Consider the following 16,776-nt stretch of genomic DNA (forward strand, 5'->3'; position numbering starts at 1 on the left):
AGACCAGGGCAGGCCCCGCCACGTCTGTCAGGTCAGGTCAGGTCAGGTCAGGTCAGGTCAGGTCAGGTCAGGTCAGGTCAGGTCAGCTGGGACTGGATCTGTGAGGAGATCAGTTCCAAATGGTCCAGATCGGCCAGGTCGAGCACCTGCAGGTAGATCCGGGACGAGCCGATGGCCCCGTACTGGCCGATCTTGTCGACGACCTCGGCGGGAGAACCTGCCAGCCCGTTGGCCTTGAGCTCCTCCACGTCCCGTCCGATGGCCGCCGCGCGCCGGGCCACCTCGGCGTCGTCCTTGCCCGTGCAGACGACCAACGCGTTGGAGTAAACGAGGTTGTCCGGAGACCGCCCGAACGACTGTGCGGCGGCTCTGACCCGGCCGAACTGCCTTTCACTGTCCTCCAGCGAGGCGAACGGGATGTTGAACTCGTCCGCATACTGCGCGGCCAGCCGCGGGGTGCGGGTCGCCCCGTGTCCGCCGATCAGCACGGGCACCTTGGGCTGAGCCGGCTTCGGCAGCGCGGGTGAGTCGGTGAGCTGGTAGTACGTGCCGTCATAGCTGAACGTCTTGCCGATCTCCGTCGCCCACAGGCCGGTGATGATCGCCAGCTGCTCCTCCAGGCGGCCGAACTTCTCCTTCGGGAACGGAATGCCGTAGGCCTTGTGCTCCTCCTCGAACCAGCCTGCCCCCAGACCCAGTTCGACTCGTCCCCCGGACATCTGGTCGACCTGGGCCACCTGGATGGCCAGAACGCCCGGGAGCCGGAACGTGCCGGCGGTCATCAGTGTGCCGAGTCGCAGCCGGCGGGTCTCGCGCGCCAGTCCGGCCAGGGTGATCCAGGCGTCGGTCGGTCCGGGCAGACCGTCTCCGGAGCCCATCCGGAGGTAGTGATCCGATCGGTAGAAGGCGTCGAAGCCCAAGTCCTCGGTGGCCTTGGCGACGCTGAGCAGGGTGTCGTAGTCGGCCCCTTGCTGGGGCTCGGTGAAGATGCGAAGGTCCATGCCTCCATCCTGCCCCTCCACCGGCCAGTCCTCCTCACCAGACCGGCCGCCCCCTCCCCGCTCCTTCTCTCCCCCGGGGCCGTGGTCCTCGCCCCGCACTCCGCCCGACCCCGCCCGGCCCGTCCGTTCCCGGCCTGTCAGCGCCCCGGCCTGCCGACGACCGGCCCCCACGGCCTCACGGCCCTGCCGCTGACGGCGCGGGGCCGCGTATACCGCCGTACGGGCCGTCGCGCTCCCGCTCCCGCTCCGTCAGACGCCTCAGCATCCCGTGGACCCGGTCCAGCGATTCGTCCGCCGCGTCCATCGCCTCGATGCACTGCCAGTAGAGGCCGTCCTCCCCCGTGTCGCAGGCCACCCCCACCAGGGCGATCCCGGCCTCGCCCAGGAGCAGGGAGAGCCCTGCCAGCGCAGCCCGCACGTCGGCGATGCCGGACATCTGAACGGCCCTCGCGCCGCCGCAGAGCACCTTCGGATGATCCAGTGCGGCGGACCCGGCGCCGATCTCCCCGAGGGCCTGTGCCTCCCCGCGTAACTCAATCGGCCCGCACATCGCCAGTCGGCTGCCGACCACCCGCGCGAGGGCCTGCGCCTGCCAGGCCTCCGCCATCACGTCCAGCGGCCCCTGGCTGGCAGCCAGAGCCCGCCGTCCCGCCTCGATGAGTCGCTCCGCTTCCATGACTTCCCCCGTCCATACGAAAACCCGCTCACCTCATTCATTACCCACAGTGAGGTAAAGAGCACCGTAAGGCCAGAGGAAATCGGAAATCTGTGGACAGGAAGTCGCCTGTGGATAACTTACTCACTCCGAAGAGTGACGTTCGAGGGGTCCGGCGAAGCAGGGAGGGGGAAGCGCTTCTCGTTCCGCTCCATCTTGGCCGCCAGCGCCTCCGTGGCGTCGATGCCCAGCACCTCGCAGAGCTGGAGGAGAAAGGCCAGCACATCGGCGACCTCGTCGGCGACCCGGTGGGCCGCTTCGGCATCCTCCATGATCCTGGCCGACTGTTCGGGCGTCAGCCACTGGAAGATCTCCAGCAGTTCGGAGGCCTCGACGCTCAGCGCCGCAGCCAGGTTCTTCGGGGTGTGGTACTGGCCCCAGTCCCGCGCCGCCGCGAACGCGGCCAGCCGTCGCTGGAGTTCCGTCACATCGTTGTCCGTCACGGCCCCAGGTCTATCACCTCGGCCGGCACGGACCTCAGCGCCTGCCGAGCCAGAGCGCCGAGGGGACGACCGGCGCGGACAGCGCGGCCGGGGCGGCGGCCCACACGGGTCACCGCCCCCCGGTGACCGGTCACTACGACTGGGCGAGCCCCGCGGGCGTGACCCCTTCGACCTCCATACCGGCCGGCGAGAGCAGAAAGACGTTGCGGTCGACACGGTGCATGCCGCTGCCGAGGCCGAAGACCACCCCGCTGCTGAAGTCGAGAATCCGCTTCGCCACGTCCGACTCCGCCGCCGTCAGGTCGAGGAGTACCGGAACCTGGGCCACCAGGTACTCGGCGACCTCCCGGGCGTCGGCGAAGACCTGCACCCGCAGCACGACGAGGCGTCGCTGCTCGGCGGCGCGCTCGTCCGGGACGGTGCGGTGGTCGACGCGGGAGGGCCACTCGTCCCGGCCGCGCAGCGGGACGACCTGGGCGAGCCCTTCCCACTGTTCGTCGGTGGCGTCATATCTGTCGTACCTGTCGTACCTGCTCACAGGGCTACCCCGTCCGTAAGCCGGTCGGGTTCGCGCCGGCTGCGCTCACTGTTCATCGGGCAATCCTCTCGCCCCTCACCCGTTCGGCGTACCAACGACACGGCGAAGTGGCCGCTCATGTCGCTGACGCCGCCGCTCTCGCGGTCGGCACCTGGCCCTCGCACCGCACCTCTTCTCCCCCACCGCTTCCGGATCGTCGCGCAGCGGCGACGACGCCCTCGGCAGACCGCGCCGACCGTGTCCGGCCCCGGTCGCGCGGAGACCGCGTGCCACTCGGGCTACGCAAAGGGTATGCCCCGCTCAGACGGTGATCACCTGGACCCCTGCCTCACCGAACCGGTCCCTGGCCTCCGCCGCGACGCCTGAGTCCGTGACCAGCACGTCGATCAGGCTCAGGTCGCAGACCCGGGCGAAGGCGCGCTTGCCGATCTTCGACGAGTCGGCCGCGACGACCACCCGCTGTGCCCGCTCCGCGAGCAGCCGGTTGACGCTGGCCTCGCCCTCGTGGTGGACGTGGGCGCCGCGCTCGACATCGACGGCGTTCACGCCGAGGACCGCGACGTCCAGGGTGATCTCGTTCAGCACACCGACGGCCAGCGGCCCCGTCAGCTCATACGACTGCGGCCTGGCGACCCCGCCCGTGACGACCATCTTGATCTGCGGCCGGATCGCCAGCTCGCTCGCGATGTTGAGGGCGTTCGTCACCACGGTCAGCGTCGGCTGCGCCGACGGGCCGCCCGCACCCGTCGCCGCCTCCCCCACGATGTCCGGGCGCACGGCCAGGGCCCTGGCCACCTCTGTCACCGTCGTACCGCCGGTCAGGCCGACCACCGCGCCCACGGCGACGAGTTCGGAGACCGCGCGGCCGATGGCCTGCTTCTCCGGAGCGTGGCGACCCGTCTTGTAGCGCAGCGCCAGTTCGTAGGAGACCCCGTGCGCGACCGCGCCGCCCCGCGTGCGGGTCAGCAGGTGCTGTTCGGCGAGCTGGTCCAGGTCGCGGCGGATGGTCGCGGCCGAGACCGCGAGCGTGGCGGCCGCCTCCTCGACGTCCACCCTGCCGTGCTTGCCGACCAGTTCCAGCAGCGCGTCCCACCGGGCGTCCCTGGACAAGAGCGTCTCCTCACCGTCCGGCACGGGCACCGCGCTTCGCGGGAACGCGGTCACCGGCGGCCGGACAGCCGCAAGCGTCGCACAAACCCGACGGCAGCCCTCCTGACCTCTGCTTCTGCGGGCTCCGCGCCGGTTACGCCACCCGCCCCCGTCGGGCGGCACGGCCGGAGACCGGGGCGGGAGCAGCCCGCCGGGGCGCGCCGGTACGGCAGGACGGCGCGTTCCCGCGGCCCGGCCCGCTCACGCTGTCCGCCCCACCGCACGACAGAGCGGCGAGAGGCGCTCCGTGCGGTGCTCCCCTACGGCGTAACGCCGGGAGTGCCGCCCAGGAGTGGCGGGGCCTCCGGGCCCGGGTCACGGTCGCACCGCGTCCACGTGCACGGAGAAGGCGGGGCCGGGTTCAGGACTCCTCGAAGTAGACGTCCAGGACGGCCTCCATCTCGGCGGGCCAGCGCTTGAGTTCGCTGCGGCTCCCCGCCTCGACCTCTGCGTTGAACCAGCGGCGGGACGACAGGTGCACGGTGACGGTGAACCGGCGGCCGAACCGGGCCGGCGTGATCTCCACCGCGCCGATCTCGTCCCAGTCGAACAGGGCTTCCTGGTCGTCCAGCCGGAAGTCGATGCCCCTTCGGGCCACCCGGATCGAGCCGCGACGGTCGCTGACCTCGAAGACGGGGCCGTCTTCAGCCCCTTCCTCCGGTTCTTCTCCCGCTGTCGCGTCCGCTTCCGGTTGTCCGTCGGAGCCGGCGTCCTGCGTTTCGGGGTCTGCCGCCTCAAAGGCGGCGTCCGCCGCCACCGCCGTATCCGCCTTCGCGCCGTCCTCTGGTTCCGCTTGCGCCTTCTGGGCTGCTCCGGCCGGCGTCAGACCGGGCAGGGGGATGAACGCCGGGTCGGTGCCTGCGGCGAACTCGGGCTTCTTGTTGAGATCTATGCTCTGCTCCACGGCGGGCAGTATGGTCCACGAACCTGTACGTGACCAGTCGTCACCGCTCCGGTGTGGCGCGATCACTCCCCGGCACGGCCTCGATACGGCCCGTCGCCGGCCGCGGTCGACGCCCCCGCGCCCCTGCGGCCCGAGCCGAGTGCGGTCCCTCGTACGGTCTCGTCCTCCCGTCGCGGACCCGGCCCGCGAGGGTGACGGTCGCGGCTCTCAGAGCACGCCCTTGCGCCACTCCCGGACCAGCAGGTAGCCGAGGTACGCACCGCCGATCGCCATGGTGTAGATCCCGACCGGCAGGTCCTCGAAGAAGGGGAGCTGCTGGGCGCAGAGGTCGGCGAGCACCAGCAGCAGACCGCCCGTCAGCGCGGAGAGCAGCAGGTGGGGGCCGGAGGAGCGGGTGACGCGCTTGGCGATCTGGGGGGCGGTCAGGGCGATGAAGGCGATGGGGCCGGAGACGCTGACGGCCGCGGCGGAGAGCGCGATGGCCAGCAGCACGGCCAGGGTCTTGGCCTTCTTCGGCTCGGAGCCGAGCCCTTGGGCGATGTCGTCGCCCATCTCGCCGATGTCGAGCCGCCGGGAGATGCACGCGGTCAGCGGGACGACGGCCAGCAGCACGAGCCAGATGGTGGTGGCGTCGGTCCAGGAACGTGCCGTGAGGCTGCCGTTGACGTAGGCGGTGAGGACGGAGGCTTTGTCCCGTTCGAGTGCGTAGACGACGTACTGGGTGACGGCCGCGCCCATCGCCGCGACTCCGATGCCGGCGATGACGAGCCGGGCGGGGTCGCGGAAGCCGGTGCCGGTGGACACGTACACGAGCGCCATCGCGGTGATCGCGCCGATGAGCGCGCCGACGGCGACGGGGACCGTGTCGGGGAACATCAGCGCGCAGATCGCCGCGCCCGCCCCGGCTCCGGCGGAGAGCCCGATGACGTCGGGGCTGCCGAGCGGGTTGCGGGTGACGGACTGGAACAGCGCACCGGAGAGGCCGAGAGCCGCGCCGACGCCGATGGCGACGGTCAGCCGGGGGCCGCGCAGCCGGTTGAAGACGAAGCGGTCCTTGCCCTCGGCGTCGCCGAGAAGGGCGGCGGGCAGGTCGGCGAGGTCGACGCCGAGACGGCCCCAGGTCAGCGTGGCGACGGCGGCCGCGAGGAGGAGGGCGAAGAGGACCGCGCCCGCGAGGACGGAGGCCCGGCGCACGGGTATCGCCACGGTGCGGCCGATGACCAGATAGCCGCGGGGGGACCTGGGCGGGGGTGTGCGCTCGGCCGCGGGACCGGCGGACGTCTGCGGGGTGGCGGTCATGAGGCTCCCCTCATCCTGCGTACGGCGATGAGCAGCGCGGGCGCGCCGATGAAGGCGGTCACGACGCCGACCATGAGTTCGGTGGGGCGCATGACGACCCGCCCCACCACGTCCGCGAGGAGCAGGAGGGCGGGGCCCGTCAGGGCGGAGAAGAGGATCTGGGCGCGGAAGTCGACGCCCACCAGGGCCCGGACGACGTGCGGGACGGCGAGGCCGACGAAGGCGATGGGGCCGACGGCCGCGGTCGCGGCGGCGCTGAGCAGGGTGGCGGCCAGCAGCCCGCCGCCCCGGGTGCGTCCCGGGTGCGAGCCGAGGGCGACGGCGGTCGCGTCGCCGAGGGCCAGGGCGTTGAGGCCGGGGCCGAGGGCGAGGGCGAGGAGGAAGCCCGCGGCGGCGAAGGGGAGGACGGACCAGAAGACGTCGAAGTCCCGGCCGCCGAGCGCTCCGACGACCCAGTAGCGGTAGCTGTCGAAGACCTGCGGTTTGCTGAGGGTCACCGCTTGGATGAACGCCATCAGGACGGCGGTGAGCACGGCGCCGGCGAGCACCAGACGCACCACGCTCGTGCCCGTGCCGGCGGAGCCGATGACGTGGACGAGCACTCCGGCGAGCAGCGCTCCGGGCAGCGCCCACCACATGGTGTCGGTGGCGCCGGAGGCCCCGAACCAGGCCGTCGCGGCGACGATGCTCGCGGAGGCCCCGGCGTTGATGCCGAGCAGTCCCGGTTCGGCCAGCGGGTTGCGCGAGACACCCTGCATGAGGGTGCCCGCGACCGCGAGGCAGAGGCCGGCCAGGACCCCGAGAGCCGTTCTGGGGTAGCGGCTCTCGACGACGATGGCGACGTTGGGGTCGGCGGTGCCCCGCAGGACGTCGACGACATCGCCGAACGAGGTGCTGCGGCTGCCGAACATGACGCTCGCGCAGAGGGCGAGGGCCAGTACGGCCAACGCGGCGAGCAGGAGAAGCGCCGACCGAGCGAGGCCGGTACGGGAGGTACCGGCGCCGCTCGGCGGTGCGACCGTGGTGGGTGCCATGAGAGTGCAGTGTGCCTTGTGACCTCGGGGGCGGAGGTACCCGGCCGGGGTGGCCCCGGCGGTGGGGTTCCCGGTCGGGTTACTTGCCCGCGGCCTTGACGGCCTCGTCGATGAGCGGCAGGTAGCGATCGATCGTCCACGGCACGGTCAGCGGGTTGATGATCGAGGAGGCGGTGACGAAGGAGTTGTCGTCGCTCGCGACGACGGCGCCCTTCTTGATCGCGGGGATCGCGCCGTACAGCTTCTGGCCCTCGATCTCCTTGCGGTTCTTCTCGTCCGTGTAGAACGTGAAGACGATGTCGCTGTCCTTGAGCTTCCCGGCGTTCTCCAGCCCGATGAGGGCCGAGTCCGTGCCGGGGGTCTCCTTGAAGGTGTTCACGACCGGGTCGACCTGGAGGCCGAGCGAGGAGACCATCTTGACGCGCTGCTCCTCGGGCTTGAAGACGCCGAGGGTGCCGGGGCCGGAGTTGTAGATGTAGGAGAAGGTGACGTCCTTGTAGTTCGGCCGGGTGGCCGCGGCGTCCGCCAGCTGCTTCTCGATCTTCGTCTTGAGGCCGTCCGTGTCCTCGGTCCGGCCGAGGGCCTTGCCGATGATGTCGATCTGCTGGTCCCAGTCGGTGCTCCACGCCTGGTCGGGGTAGGCGACCGTGGGGGCGATGTCCTTGAGGACGTCGTACTGCTTCTGCGTGATGCCCGACCACGGGGCGAGGATGACGTCGGGCTCCAGCTCGGTGATCGCCTCGAAGTCGATCTCCTCGCCGCCCGCGAACTGCTTGGGCAGCTCGTCGCCGGACTTCTTCACGGCCTCGTTGATCCAGGGGAGGTAGCCGGACTCGTCGCTGCCCCAGGGGTAGCTCTCGATGCCGACCGGGGTCTGGCCGAGGGCTATCGCGGTCTCGGCGGACCCCTGGCCGAGGGTGACTATGCGCTCGGGCTTCTCCTCGATCTTCGCGGTGCCGAGCGAGCTCTTGATCGAGACGGGGAAGGCCCCGCCGCTCTTCGCCGTGTCCGTGGCCTCGTCCTCGCCCCCGTCGCCGTCCGAGGAGCAGCCGGCCAGGGCGACGGCGAGGGCGACGGCGGTGGCCGTAGCGGCGAGAGTGTGACGACGCACGCGAGTGAAGCCGAGCATGGAAGGTCCTCATGGTTGAACGAGCGACTGAAGGTTAGGCAAGCCTAAGCCAAGGGCCCGCCTGGGCCAACAGGCACCCTCTGTTCCGCCGCCCGGACGGACACCGTGACGCTCGCGGCCACTACGCCGTAGCCCTCCGTTCCGCTGCTCCGAAGGCTGCGGACGAGGCCGCCGCGCACCGTTCAGTCCGTCCACGGACGAGCGGCCGACCAAGGCGGCGCCGGTACGACCGCACCGGAGAGGCGCACGTCGCCGCGGCGCCTTGGAGCCCGCGGGCACATCCTCGTACTGCCCTTCACAGCACCGCAGTTGCCCTTCCCCCGCGACGACGGCGCAGCTCTGTGAGGGGCCCGCTTGCGCCTCCTGGCGGTCCGTCCGGCGGTCAAGGGCCGCGTTCCCCGCCAGGACGTCCTGCCCCTCCGGGGGATCGGGGCGCCGCCGTCGCCGGAGCCCCCGAAGGCAGCGGGAGGATCGCCGACTGCGGGCGTTGGACCAGGCGACCGCCGTGCGCTGATCGTTATGGAGGCCGCCCCTCGCCGCGGTACCGGGGCGCTGCCCCCCGCGTACGCGCGCCGAAGGCCGCCGCGAGCACGACGGCGAAGTCGGTGGACCTGAGACCGGCGCCGACGGACCGCCCCGCCCCCGAGGACGCGGGGCGACCACACCCGCCGCCCGCCCCGGCCAGGGCCGTCGTCGCGGTGAACTCCCTGGGCGCGGCCGGGTGCGCGGCGGCCTTCGGCGGCGCCTCAGTCCTGGGCGAAGTCGTCCGGGTCGGACCGGGCGACAGCGGCGAGGGTGGCGAGTGCCCGGGACAGGGTCTGCGGCGTGGGAGAGGCCAGACCCAGGCGGACCGCGTGCGCGGCGCGGTGGCGGCCGACGGTGAACGCGGCTGCCGGAGTCACCGCGATCCCCTCCCGTGCGGCGGCGGCGACGAAGGTGTCGGCGCGCCAGGGGGGCGGCAGCTCCCACCAGCGGTAGTACGAGGGCGGGGCGCCTCGCGTCCGGAAGTCGGCGAGGTGGCGGTGGGCGATCTCCTGCCGCGCCGCGGCCTCCCGTTGTTTGGCGCTCACGAGCGTGGCGACGGTGCCGTCCGCCTGCCACCGGACCATCGCCTCCAGCGGGAACCTCATGGGCGTCCAGCCTCCGGAGCGGAGCGACGCGGCGACCGCGCCCTCCACGGCGGCGGGGGCCACGGCGAACCCGAGGGACAGCCCGGGGGCCAGCCTTTTGGAAAGGCTGTCGACGAGGACGGTCCGCTCGGCCGCGCGCGCCGCGAGAGGCGGCTGGTCGTCCCGGAGAAAGGCCCAGACGCCGTCCTCGATGGCGTGGACCCCGCACGTCAGCAGCACGTCGGCCACGGCGTCCAGCCGCCCGGCGGACATCGTCAGGGACAGCGGGTTGTGCAGGGTCGGCTGGAGGTAGACGGCGTGCAGCGGTTCGAAGCGGTGCGCTTCCTCCACTGCTTCGGGGATCAGCCCGTCGTCGTCCATGGCCAACGGCACGAGCGTGACGCCGAGCCGGGCGGCGATGGCCTTGAGGACCGGGTACGTCAGCTCCTCGACGCCCAGCCGCGCTCCGGGACGCGTCAGCGCGGCCACGGCGGCCGAGATCGCCTGTCGGCCGCCTCCGGCGAACAGGACGCGCGCCGGGTCGGGACGCCAGCCACCCCGCATGAGCAGGTCCGCCGCGGCTTCGCGCGCTGTCGCCGTGCCTGCCGGACCGACCGGGAGCAGCGCCGACTCCAGACGGTCGGGCCGCACCAGCGCGCCCAGCCCGGCGGCGAGCAGAGCGGCCTGCCCGGGGGCCACCGGGTGGTTGAGCTCCAGGTCGACGCGGCTGTCGGCGGGCTCGGACAACGCGGGCGGCGGGGCGGTCTCACCGGGAGCGCGTACGAACGTGCCGCGTCCCACGTGGCCGACGGTGAGGCCCCGGCGGGCCAGCTCCCGGTAGACGCGGGTGGCCGTGGAGTCGGCTATACCGTGCCGCCGGGCGAACTCCCGCTGCGGGGGCAGCCTCTCCCCCGCCCCGAGCCGTCCCGCCGCGATCTCCTCCGCCACCGCGTCGGCGACGCTCCGGAAGTCCTTCACCGCCCTTGCCTTCCGTAGGGGACAGCAGAAGCACACATCATTGCACCGAGTGCAATGTCCGCTATTGAGTCGAGCAATCGTGCGGCCCTAGAGTCCACATTGCCCCGAGCGACATCGTGTGCCGCTCGGGTGCCCCGGCACACAGGGGAACACCGAGGGAACGGCGGGGAGTCATGGTCGAGCCGAGCGGGGCCCTGGGCGTCGCCATGGTCGCCCTGGGCATGGTGCTCACTCCCGGCCCGAACATGATCTACCTCGTCTCCCGAAGCATCACCCAGGGCCGGCGCGCCGGTGTGGTGTCCCTCGGCGGCGTGGCCGTCGGCTTCCTCGTCTACCTGCTGGCCGCGAACCTCGGCCTGTCGGTGGTCTTCCTCGCCGTGCCCGAGCTGTACGTCGCCGTGAAACTGGCCGGCGCGCTCTACCTCGCCTATCTGGCCTGGGCCGCCCTCAGGCCCTCGGGCGTCTCCGTCTTCGCCCCCCGGGACATGCCCCACGACTCCTCCCGCAGGCTGTTCACGATGGGGCTGATGACGAATCTGCTCAACCCGAAGATCGCCATCATGTACCTTTCCCTCATCCCGCAGTTCATCGACCTGGCGGCGGGGAACGTACTGCTCCAGGGCTTCCTGCTCGGGTCCGTCCAGATCACGGTGGCCCTGGTCGTCAACCTGGCCATCGTCCTGGCGGCCGGAGCCATCGCCGCGTTCCTCGCCCGCCGCCCCTCCTGGCTGCGGGCGCAGCGCTATGTCATGGGGACGGCGCTCGGGGCGCTGGCCGTATCGGTCGCTGTGGACACGTCGACCCCGGCCCGTGCGGGCTGAACCGCACGCACGGCAGCAGCCGTCACCCGCCCCGCCGCCCGGCACGCCGGCGCCGCCCTGGCCGGCCGGCGCCGCTCCTCCAGGTCAGAGCATGATGAGCAGACGCGTCTTCGGCTTGAGCTTCCTGTTCACCGAACGGCTCTGCACATACACCTCCAGCTTGGGATTGTTGCCCGCCTTCACCGAGACGGTGCCGTGGACGCCCGCGCCGAACAGGAGGCTGCGCGCGGCCTCACCCGTGTAGGCGCGGTCGGTGTCCTTCTCGACCACGATGATCTCCTTGGTCGGCTGGACCTGGACCCGGCTGCCCAACTGGTAGTAACAGGAGCCGCGTTCGTAGGTCACACCGGGGTGCGAGTCGACGAAGGGGCGGATCTCGACCTCCTTGTCCACCTTCAGGAGCCGGTATCTGTCGGCCGGTATGGGTTCGAGCATCGCCCGCACCTCGTCCACCGAGACGTCCTGGCCGACGGCGAACAGGTTCTTCGTGCCGCGCACGCCCTGCTCCCTGCCCCGGAGGAAGCTCGTGGCGGCAGCGCGCACGGTGCCAATCGCCTCCTCCACGCCCTCCTGGGAATCCGCGTTCCAGATGGCGATGTTTCCGGCCGGGAAGCCGTAGTTCTGGGCGGTCCTCTTGGCAAGGGAGTTGGGGACGAGGATGGCGGACGTCCAGTGGCCCGGGAGCCCGCCCATCTTCGCCGCGATCCTGTCGAGCCAGGGGCCGAGGACGGTCATGTCACCGTCGTGCCGCCGGTCGCCGCCGGAGGCGTTCTCCTCGCCGTCCGTCACCACGATCTGAAGGAAGCTGTGCTCGCCGTACTCCTCCCAGATGTGGCCCAGGTCGTCCAGCGACTTCAACGACGCCTCGATGAGCGCCGTCGCACCGTTGTTGACCTTGTACAGCCCGCGCATGGACGGAAGGTGCTTCACATCCATGTCCCAGACCAGGTTCTCCACCCGGTGGTCGAAGGAGTAGAGGCTGATCCGGGTCTCATGGCCGAGGTTGTCCGACTCGGCCTTCAGTCCTGCGACGAACTCGTCCACCACACGGATGAGTTGACCTTCGTGCTGACGCATGGAACCTGAACAGTCCACCACCAGCGCGACGTGGTTCACCTTGTGTTGGATCTTGTTGACGGACATGGTTCCGCCCCCTCCCCGTGGCTCCCTGAGTGACGTTCTCACTCTATGGGCGAGCACTGACAACGCCGGTCGGCGCGTGATCGACGGGACGTCGGGAGCCCCCCTACGCTGCCGGGACCGCTCCGGCCGCCCCCGGAGCCCAGGAGCCGCGGCCCCGAGGAGCGTGACCGTCCGCGGCGTTTCGGCGACTGTGGCGGCACGCGCGCGGGGAGAGCGCCTCCCTTCGCGGTGACATGGCGGCGGACTCGATGTGCCTCGGCTGGCAGGCGGCCACAGCCCGGGCGGCCGGCCCGGACTGCCCTGGAGTACCTGGTCCGAACCACGCGTCATCGCGTATGCATGAGGAGTCGTATCCGATGGGCTGGAAGAGGCTTCCTTGCGTGACCACGAGAACGTCACTGCGGCCGGGGACGAGAACACGCGCGGGCCGGGCCGCAGCCCTGATCGGGCGGCGCCCGGCCGACAGCCGGAGCTCCACCTGTTACAGGCCGGCGTGGGGAACGCCGCCGTGGTCCAGATGCTCCGTCAGGCCGGGCACCGCTGGGCCGCGGCGCCGGAACACCGGACGGGGGCGGAGGAGGACGGAGCGGTGTCCGGCACGGACGCCGGACCGCAGACGCGGACACCGGCGACGGCGAGCCCGGGCTCCCGCCCGTCCACACCCGTCCAGCGGGCCATAGGCATCGAAGTGGAGGTCGACCGCCCCGTGGTCCGCCCCAACGGCGAGGACGTGAAGGCGGGCAACAGTACGGGCATCGAGCTGATGGAGCACCCCGGTCAGGGGATCAAACTCGTGTCGGACAGCAGACGGGGCTACACGAACGCCGAGTTCGTGGCCGAACCCAGCGCGGTCCTTCCGGGCGAGGAGCAGCGGTTCCCCCGCACGACGGCGCAAACCATCGACAGCCTCCAGGACGCGCACAGCCGTCTCTACGGGCCCGGCGCGGACGCGAGGCCGACCGACAAGCAGATGCGGAAGATCTATCCCGAGAGTGAGGGGTACGAGCTGACGAGCGGCCTCAAGACCGCCCGGGTGGCCCCCGAGAAACTGGAGCCGGGCCAGGAGAGGAGAGGCCGGGAGGGGATGGGGGACGGGCTGTTCGTCCACCAGACCGTGGGGCTTCCGCTGAACGGCATGGCGGAGGTCTTCGCCGAGGCCGTGCAGACCGACGAGCCGAGGAACGCGACCCGCAGCAAGATCCGCGCGTTGCAGAGGAGTAAGGCGCACCACCATCTGGTCAGGTCGGTGCAGGTGGGCAACGAGGTCGCCCAGCGCTTCCGGGACCTCGCGGCCGAAGCCGGGCTCACCGGCCACGAACGCGAGCTCGGCGCGCAGGAGCTGAGGGGCTTCGGAGCCCTCTGCTACACCCAGTTCGCCGCCCTGGCCGACAAGTGCCGCATCGACGGCCCGGAGCGGGGGGAGATGGCCAGGGGCCAGGTGAAGAACAAGACGGCGGTCCTCTCCCGGGTGAGCCTCGGCACGGTCCAGCAGTCCCTGCCGGAGATCGCGAGGCGATTCCTCGCCGACCAGGTGGAGACCATCCGGACCGGCCTGTGGAGTCACTACTACGAAGTGGCTCCGAGGACCGACGCATCGGTTCCCGCCATAAGCCCGGAGCACCTCGCCGAGCTGGACGCCTATGTGAGGGACGCCTTGCAGGGCACGGCCGACTTCACCCCGGCGACGGACGCCGAAGGGGCGAAGGGGCCGCAGGAAAGGGCGTTCGGCGGCATGACCGAACTGCGCGGACTGGACACGCCCGGCGGGGTCCCGATCGTTCCCCTGGAGTTCCGTGCCTTCGGTCCGAGCATGGCGAGCTTCGACGACCTGCGCAATGACGTGGGGCTTCTGGAGACCTGGTCCCGGACGGCCTTCGGCCAGGCGTCCAACGCGCGGGAGGGGAGGCACCGTGATTTCGCCCCCGTCGAGGTGAACGCGCCGTGGTCCCCGCCGTCCCAGGCAGCGCCTCCGCCGTCGCACGAGGAGCAGTACCGGTCGTCACTGACCCGGTGCCGTGCGCTCTACGAGCAGGGGGCGGGCAACCCCGCCGTGACCGCGCTCGCCCCTTTCCTCCAGCTGGCGATGGCGTTGGCGCCGCGAAGCGAGAGTGCGGAGGGCCCCGCCCGGGCGGTCGCCGCGCTGGCCTCGGTCATGGCCGACACCGCCGACGGCCGGCCGTCCGTGGCCGACGTGGAGCGGGTCGCCGCAGATTTCACCGAGTGGGCGCGGGCGGTGGGCATGCCCCAGCTCAGCCGGACGGTTCCTGCCACGGTCGCGTCGTTCCGCCAAAAGGCAGGGGGCGCGTGAGCATCGCCCGTCGTCACACCGCGGAGCCGGGCCCCGTCCCGTCGGCGGCGCGCACCCGTGGTCGGTCGCGTAGGCCCCACGGGCCGCCGCACGGCTGCGTCACGCGCCCTGCGGCCTCCGCCCCGCAGCACCGGGGCGGCGGCGACGCCCCGGCCGAGGCCCGCCGGGGGAGGATCTGACGCTCGTGTGTCACTCCGGATCGTTCCGGGTGCCTCGCTCCACGGGACCGCCACTACGTTGTCGACCGCGCCCGCACGACCCAGCCGCCCGTATTCCGGGGGCAGCGATGCCGACGACCGCCCCCACCGGCCGCCTCAGCACGGCCGTGTTCGAACAGCAGGAGCGCCGCGCGCTCGGTGCGGTCGGCTGCGGACTGCGGGACGCGACGGCCTGCGGGCGGGAGGCGAAGAGGCCGATTTCCTCGGTATGTCATCGGTGCTCTCTCCTGTCGGCCGCCGACGACCGGAGTTCACGACGGAGAGGCACACCATGGCAGGAAGCGGTTCGCACCGCGCATTGACGAGATGGGTCCTGGTGGCCGGCCTCTGGGCATGGGTCATCGGGATGACCGCCTCGACCGCCGCCGCGCAGCCCGGGGCAGTGCCGGGGCCGGGCGACGACCGGCCCGGTGTCTCCCGGTACTTCAGTGGCCCGCAGGGCTGGGCCATTCCGACCGAACCGTGCGACCCGGCCGGTCCGTCGGCCACCGACGGCCTCATGGCCGAACAGCTCAACCCGCAGCTCGACGCGAAGATGGCCGGCTACCTGAACGCGTACAAGATGTCCTGCGCGCGGATGGTCGCGCAGGCGGTGAAGGACCGGGGTCTCAACCCGAGAGCCGCCTCGATCGCCATCGCCACGATCATCGTGGAAACCAGCATGAACAACTACTCCCAGGCCGTCGACCACACCAGCATCGGGTTGTTCCAGCAGCAGGACTGGTGGGGCACCCGTGAGCAGCGGCTGGACCCTGTCCACGCGACCAACGCCTTCCTCGACGCGATGGAGCGGCGCTACCAGGGCGGCTCGTGGAACGACGCGCCGATCGGCGAGGTGTGCTGGCGTGTGCAGCAGCCGAGAGAGGACCTGCGCCACCTGTACGGGATCGAGGCGGGTGACGCCGCGCTGATCGCCAACGCGCTGTGGTCCGGCATGAAGGGCGGCGCCAAGCACCCGTACGCCTCGGGCCGGGTCGTGTCCGGGCGGTCCGCGGACGGGCGGCTGGAGGCGTTCGCAGCCGGCGCCGACGGTGTGTACCACACGTGGCAGACGGAGGTGAACGGCGCATGGTCGCCGTGGCGGTTCGCGGGCGGACCGCGCGACGCCCAGTTGGCGGTGGCGCCCAACGCGGACGGACGGCTGGAGCTCTTCGCGCTGTCGGACACCACGTTCGACCACATGTGGCAGACCGGGCCCAGTGCCGGGTGGTCCGCCTGGGAGACCTTCGGCACCGGGGGGCGTCACCTGGCGGCGGGCGCCAACGCCGACGGAAGGATCGAGGTGTTCGCCTCCAGCGCCGACGGGGTGTTCCATCGCTGGCAGACGGCGCCCAGCGGCGGTTGGTCCGGCTGGAAAGGCGCCCACGGCGGCCCGCCCAATGCCCGACTCGCCATGGAGAACGCGCCCGACGGGCGACTTGAGGTCTTCGCGCTGTCCGGCTCGACGTTCGAGCACCTGTACCAGACCGGTGTCAACGGCGGGTGGTCCGCCTGGGAGGACTTCGGTACCGGAGGCCACGCCGTCGCCGTCAGCCACAACCAGGACGGCCGGATCGAGGTGTTCGCCTCCAACGCCGAGGGAGTGTTCCGCCGCTGGCAGACCGGCCCGTCCTCGTGGTCGGCGTGGACCGGTTCCGGTGGGGCGCCCGACTCCGAGCTGGCGACATCGCGGTCGGTCGACGGCCGGATCGAGGTGTTCGCGATCAACGCCACCACCGCGAGCCACGCCTGGCAGACCGCCCCGAACGCGGCGTTCTCGCAGTGGGAGGACTTCGGAGGGGGCGGGACGTCGATCGGTACGGTGAACAACGCGGACGGTCGCATCGAAGTGCTCGGTACCAGCCACGACGGCGTCTACCACCGCTGGCAGACCGGGTTCGCCACCTGGTCGGCATGGGCTTGGCTGCACGATTCCGGGCCCGCGATCCCCTAGTCGGCAGGTAGGGGCTCTCCCCCGGGCCCGCGTGGCCGGGCCCCCGGGGCCCCG

The 16,776-nt window shown here is 71.6% G+C and carries 13 protein-coding genes and 1 pseudogene; 3 read left to right on the plus strand and 11 right to left on the minus strand.

The window, feature by feature from the left end; genetic code table 11:
• Positions 1–77: 77 nt before the first annotated feature.
• The 10 genes and pseudogenes from V9U70_RS18495 to V9U70_RS18540 all read right to left on the minus strand — a co-directional run bounded on the left by V9U70_RS18495 (position 78) and on the right by V9U70_RS18540 (position 10,299).
• Positions 78–1,001, minus strand: coding sequence for an LLM class F420-dependent oxidoreductase (locus V9U70_RS18495; RefSeq protein WP_336676612.1), 924 nt, complete (start codon positions 999–1,001; stop codon positions 78–80).
• Between the two features lie 175 nt (positions 1,002–1,176).
• Positions 1,177–1,677: a DUF6099 family protein gene (locus V9U70_RS18500; protein WP_336676614.1), complete on the minus strand. Its 501-nt coding sequence runs from the start codon at positions 1,675–1,677 to the stop codon at positions 1,177–1,179.
• Positions 1,678–1,800: 123 nt separating this feature from the next.
• Positions 1,801–2,159: pseudogene (locus V9U70_RS18505) on the minus strand (nucleotide pyrophosphohydrolase).
• Positions 2,160–2,292: 133 nt separating this feature from the next.
• A complete protein-coding gene (locus V9U70_RS18510; protein ID WP_336676616.1) occupies positions 2,293–2,697 on the minus strand; it encodes a cell division protein SepF in 405 nt (134 codons plus the stop codon).
• A 300-nt stretch (positions 2,698–2,997) separates the two neighbouring features.
• Positions 2,998–3,807 (minus strand): DeoR/GlpR family DNA-binding transcription regulator, encoded by an 810-nt coding sequence (locus tag V9U70_RS18515; RefSeq protein WP_336676618.1) that lies wholly within the window; start codon positions 3,805–3,807, stop codon positions 2,998–3,000.
• 400 nt (positions 3,808–4,207) lie between these two features.
• On the minus strand, positions 4,208–4,750 hold the full coding sequence (locus V9U70_RS18520) for a hypothetical protein (RefSeq protein WP_336676620.1): 543 nt from the start codon (positions 4,748–4,750) through the stop codon (positions 4,208–4,210).
• 207 nt (positions 4,751–4,957) lie between these two features.
• On the minus strand, positions 4,958–6,049 hold the full coding sequence (locus V9U70_RS18525) for a FecCD family ABC transporter permease (RefSeq protein WP_336676621.1): 1,092 nt from the start codon (positions 6,047–6,049) through the stop codon (positions 4,958–4,960).
• Positions 6,046–7,083, minus strand: a complete 1,038-nt coding sequence (locus V9U70_RS18530; protein WP_336676622.1) for a FecCD family ABC transporter permease — start codon at positions 7,081–7,083, stop codon at positions 6,046–6,048. Before V9U70_RS18530 ends, V9U70_RS18525 begins: the two co-directional genes overlap by 4 nt.
• A 79-nt stretch (positions 7,084–7,162) precedes the next feature.
• A complete protein-coding gene (locus tag V9U70_RS18535; protein WP_336676624.1) occupies positions 7,163–8,212 on the minus strand; it encodes an iron-siderophore ABC transporter substrate-binding protein in 1,050 nt (349 codons plus the stop codon).
• 746 nt (positions 8,213–8,958) lie between these two features.
• Complete coding sequence (locus tag V9U70_RS18540; RefSeq protein ID WP_336676625.1) at positions 8,959–10,299, minus strand: aminotransferase-like domain-containing protein; 1,341 nt, start codon at positions 10,297–10,299, stop codon at positions 8,959–8,961.
• Positions 10,300–10,472: 173 nt separating this feature from the next.
• Between V9U70_RS18540 and V9U70_RS18545 the strand changes: the two genes are divergently transcribed.
• Entirely contained in the window at positions 10,473–11,120 is a 648-nt protein-coding gene (locus V9U70_RS18545) for a LysE family translocator (RefSeq protein WP_336676627.1), read from the plus strand.
• Between the two features lie 84 nt (positions 11,121–11,204).
• On the opposite strand, the gene V9U70_RS18550 is transcribed toward V9U70_RS18545, so the two are convergent.
• A complete protein-coding gene (locus V9U70_RS18550; RefSeq protein ID WP_336676629.1) occupies positions 11,205–12,263 on the minus strand; it encodes a vWA domain-containing protein in 1,059 nt (352 codons plus the stop codon).
• A 376-nt stretch (positions 12,264–12,639) separates the two neighbouring features.
• On the opposite strand from V9U70_RS18550, the gene V9U70_RS18555 reads away from it, so the two are divergent.
• The gene (locus V9U70_RS18555; protein ID WP_336676630.1) at positions 12,640–14,571 is read left to right on the plus strand and encodes a hypothetical protein; all 1,932 of its coding nucleotides are present in this window, start codon (positions 12,640–12,642) and stop codon (positions 14,569–14,571) included.
• Between the two features lie 489 nt (positions 14,572–15,060).
• Positions 15,061–16,722, plus strand: coding sequence for a PLL family lectin (locus V9U70_RS18560; RefSeq protein ID WP_336676632.1), 1,662 nt, complete (start codon positions 15,061–15,063; stop codon positions 16,720–16,722).
• The last annotated feature ends 54 nt before the right edge of the window (positions 16,723–16,776 follow it).

Origin of the sequence: Streptomyces pratensis (genome assembly GCF_037137275.1) — a bacterium.
GTDB lineage: Bacteria > Actinomycetota > Actinomycetes > Streptomycetales > Streptomycetaceae > Streptomyces > Streptomyces pratensis_B.

Coding starts and splice junctions, on each gene's coding strand:
- V9U70_RS18495 (WP_336676612.1), bottom strand. CDS start 1,001: ATGGACCTTCGCATCTTCACCGAGCCCCAGCAAGGGGCCGACTACGAC.
- V9U70_RS18500 (WP_336676614.1), bottom strand. CDS start 1,677: ATGGAAGCGGAGCGACTCATCGAGGCGGGACGGCGGGCTCTGGCTGCC.
- V9U70_RS18525 (WP_336676621.1), bottom strand. CDS start 6,049: ATGACCGCCACCCCGCAGACGTCCGCCGGTCCCGCGGCCGAGCGCACA.
- V9U70_RS18530 (WP_336676622.1), bottom strand. CDS start 7,083: ATGGCACCCACCACGGTCGCACCGCCGAGCGGCGCCGGTACCTCCCGT.
- V9U70_RS18535 (WP_336676624.1), bottom strand. CDS start 8,212: ATGCTCGGCTTCACTCGCGTGCGTCGTCACACTCTCGCCGCTACGGCC.
- V9U70_RS18545 (WP_336676627.1), top strand. CDS start 10,473: ATGGTCGAGCCGAGCGGGGCCCTGGGCGTCGCCATGGTCGCCCTGGGC.
- V9U70_RS18550 (WP_336676629.1), bottom strand. CDS start 12,263: ATGTCCGTCAACAAGATCCAACACAAGGTGAACCACGTCGCGCTGGTG.
- V9U70_RS18560 (WP_336676632.1), top strand. CDS start 15,061: ATGGCAGGAAGCGGTTCGCACCGCGCATTGACGAGATGGGTCCTGGTG.